At 64.0% G+C, this 3,586-nt stretch carries 2 protein-coding genes and 1 pseudogene; all 3 read left to right on the top strand.

Annotation, left to right across the window (positions count from 1 at the left end; all coding sequences use genetic code 11):
- On the top strand, positions 1-2,816 hold a 2,816-nt coding region (gene traA, locus QD409_RS35205; RefSeq protein WP_430765010.1), incomplete at its 5' end, for a Ti-type conjugative transfer relaxase TraA.
- Positions 2,813-3,379, top strand: coding sequence for a conjugative transfer signal peptidase TraF (traF, locus tag QD409_RS35200; RefSeq protein ID WP_004119831.1), 567 nt, complete (start codon positions 2,813-2,815; stop codon positions 3,377-3,379). The genes traA and traF, both read left to right, overlap by 4 nt.
- Positions 3,369-3,586: pseudogene (locus tag QD409_RS35195) on the top strand (conjugal transfer protein TraB); the annotation flags it as partial. The gene traF and the pseudogene QD409_RS35195, both read left to right, overlap by 11 nt.

Below are 3,586 nucleotides of genomic sequence, written 5' to 3'. Positions count from 1 at the left end.
GCCCTGGCGGCAAGCCAGTGCGCAACGATGCCGGCAAGATCGTCTAYGAGCTCTGGGCCGGMAGCMTCGACGATTTCAATGCCTTTCGTGACGGCTGGTTCGCCTGTCAGAACCGGCACCTGGCGCGCGCCGGCCTCGATCTCCGCGTCGACGGCCATTCCTTCGAGAAGCAGGGGATCAATCTGACGCCAACCATCCACCTCGGTGTCGGCGCCAAGGCGATCGAGCGCAAGTCGGCGGAAGCCGAGCGGGCCCCTTCGCTGGAGCGGTTGGAGCTGCAGGAGGAGCGCCGGGCCGAAAACGCCCGCCGCATTCAGCGCCGTCCCGAGCTCGTGCTCGACCTGATCACGCGGGAGAAGAGCGTCTTCGACGAACGCGACGTTGCCAAGATCCTCCACCGCTACATAGACGRCGCTGGCCTCTTCCAAAGTCTGATGGCAAGGATCCTGCAGAGCCCCGAAACGCTCCGGCTCGAACGCGAGCGGATCGAGTTTTCAGGCGGCCTACGCGTGCCGACGAAATACACGACGCGGGACCTCGTCCGGCTGGAAGCAGAGATGGCCAACCGGGCGATCTGGCTGGCTCAACGCTCTTCTCACGGCGTTGCGGACGCTGTGCGCGAAGCCACCTTCGCCCGCCACCTGCGCCTGGCGGACGAGCAGAAGACGGCGATCGCACATGTTACCGGCGGCGAGCGCATCGCTGCGGTGATCGGACGTGCAGGCGCCGGCAAGACGACGATGATGAAGGCGGCGCGCGAAGCCTGGGAAGCGGCCGGTTATCGCGTCGTCGGCGGGGCGCTTGCGGGCAAGGCCGCCGAGGGCCTGGAGAAGGAAGCCGGCATTCTCTCCCGCACGCTGTCATCATGGGAACTGCGCTGGAACCAAGGCCGCAATCAGCTGGACGACAAAACCGTATTCGTTCTCGACGAAGCGGGCATGGTGTCGTCGCGGCAGATGGCGCTGTTTGTCGAAGCGGCGACCAAGGCCGGCGCCAAACTCGTGCTTGTCGGAGATCCGGAACAGCTCCAGCCGATCGAAGCCGGCGCTGCCTTCCGCGCCATTGCCGACCGCATCGGCTATGGCGAACTCGAAAACATCTACCGCCAGCGTGAACAGTGGATGCGCGAGGCGTCGCTCGATCTGGCCCGCGGCAATATCGGCAGAGCCGTCGAAGCCTATCGCGCCCAGGGCCGCGTCAGCGGAGCCGATCTCAAGGCCGATGCCGTGCAGGCGCTGATTGCCGATTGGAACCGCGACTACGATCCGCAAAGGTCGAGCCTCATTCTTGCGCACTTGCGAAGAGACGTGCGCATGCTCAACGGCATGGCTCGCGCAAAGCTCGTCGAACGCGGTCTCGTCGCCGACGGTTTCGCCTTCCGGACCGAAGACGGGCACCGAAAATTCGCGGCCGGCGACCAGATCGTGTTCCTGAAGAACGAGGGCTCGCTCGGCGTCAAGAACGGTATGCTGGCGAAGGTCGTGGACGCGACGCCCGGGCGTATTGTCGCGGAAGTCGGAGACGGCGAACACCGCCGCCAGGTCACGGTCGAACAACGCTTCTACGCCAATCTCGATCACGGCTATGCCACCACGATCCATAAGAGCCAGGGTGCCACCGTCGATAGGGTGAAGGTGCTGGCTTCCCTCTCTCTCGACCGCCATCTCACTTACGTGGCCATGACCCGTCACCGAGAGGACTTCGGTCTCTACCACGGCCGCCGATCTTTCGCCAAGGCAGGCGGCCTGATCCCGATCCTGTCGCGCAGACAAGCCAAGGAAACGACGCTCGATTATGCGAGTGGCCGCTTCTACGCCCAAGCCCTTCGCTTCGCCGACGCCCGTGGCCTTCACCTCGTTAACGTCGCACGCACTGTCGTTCGCGACCGGATCGAATGGACCGTCCGGCAAAAGTCGAAGCTCGCCGCGCTTGGCGCTCGTCTGGCGGCAATCGCCCGCAGGCTTGGTCTGTCCGCCGGCGCGGCCAAGACCAGTCAATCGCACAGCATGCAGGAGGCAAAACCCATGGTATCGGGCATCACCACGTTCCCAAAATCGCTGGAACAGGTCGTCGAGGACCTGCTTGCAGCGGACGCCGGCTTGAAGAAGCAATGGGAGGAAGTCTCAGCGCGCTTCCATCTCGTCTACGCTCAGCCGGAAGACGCGTTCAAGGCTGTCAACGTCGATGCGATGCTGAGAAACGAAGCGGCGGCGAAATCGACGATCACCAAGATCGGTTCCGAGCCGGAGACCTTTGGTGCGCTGAAAGGCAAGACCGGGATCCTTGCCGGCCGCGCCGACAAGCAGGCCCATGAGAGGGCCGTCACCAATGCGCCGGCGCTTGCCCGAAACCTGGAACGCTATCTGCGGCAGCGCACGGAGGCGGAACACAAATATGACGCCGAGGAGCGCGCCGTCCGCATGAAGATCTCTCTCGACATCCCGGCGCTGTCGCCGGCGGCAAAGCAGACGCTCGAACGCGTCCGTGACGCCATCGATCGCAACGACCTTCCCGCAGGACTCGAAAACGCGCTCGCCGACAAAATGGTGAAAGCCGAACTCGAAGGTTTTGCGAGAGCCGTATCGGAACGTTTCGGGGAACGCACCTTCCTACCGCTCGCCGCCAAAGACATGACAGGTCAGACCTTCCAGTCGGTGACCTCGAGCATGTCTGCCGGGCAGAAGGCGGAAGTGCAATCGGCCTGGAGCACGATGCGAACGGTGCAGCAACTTTCCGCGCATGAGCGCACGACCGAGGCGTTGAAGCAGGCCGAGACGCTGCGGCAAACGAAGAGCCAGGGGCTCTCGCTCAAATGACGCGTCCGGGTCGAACACGCGAGCGAGCCATGGCGCAGCGAAAACAAGCTGCCGTCACTTCATCGGTTTCTGCTGCCGCCATCGCAGTGATCGGACTGGCCGGTCTATTAGGCAGCTATCGCATCAATCTTACGCCGAGCGAGCCACTTGGCCTCTGGCAGATTGTCCCGCTCGACCGTTCGCCTGGTGTGGACGACCTGGTGTTCATCTGCCCACCGGACACAGCCGCCATGCACGAAGCGAGGGCGCGCGGCTATCTCCGCTCCGGACTTTGCCCCGGTCATCTCGCGCCGCTCATCAAGTCGGTGGTCGCGGTCGCCGGCCAGCGCGTCGAGATCGCCAACGAGGTGACGGTCGATGGGCGCCTGGTTCGTGCTTCCACTGTCGCCGAAAAAGACGGAGAAGGTCGGCCGCTGACACGGTTTTCGGGCGGCGTGGTACCGGGCGGTGAGGTCTTCCTGCATTCGGCCTTCGCCGGCTCGTTCGACTCCCGTTATTTCGGGCCTGTGCCGACATCCGGCATTCTCGGTCTGGCGCGTGAGGTGCTGACCTATGCGCCATGACTGGGTTTGGCCAACGCTGCTTATCATCGCCTCGGTCGGCGTCGGATCGGTGGCATGGAGCGGCCACGTGCTGTTGTTGCCGGTGGCGCTCGGCTTTCCCGTCCTCTGGTCGCTGTCGAGAACGAAAAAGACGGCAACCTTGGTTTCCGCAGCATATTTCCTGTCGGCGTCGCGCGGCCTGCCGCAAGGCGTGGCCACCTTCTATGC

The organism is Rhizobium sp. BR 315 (assembly GCF_050577975.1).
Classification (GTDB): domain Bacteria; phylum Pseudomonadota; class Alphaproteobacteria; order Rhizobiales; family Rhizobiaceae; genus Rhizobium; species Rhizobium miluonense.
This window is presented reverse-complemented; position numbering and strand designations above follow the sequence as displayed.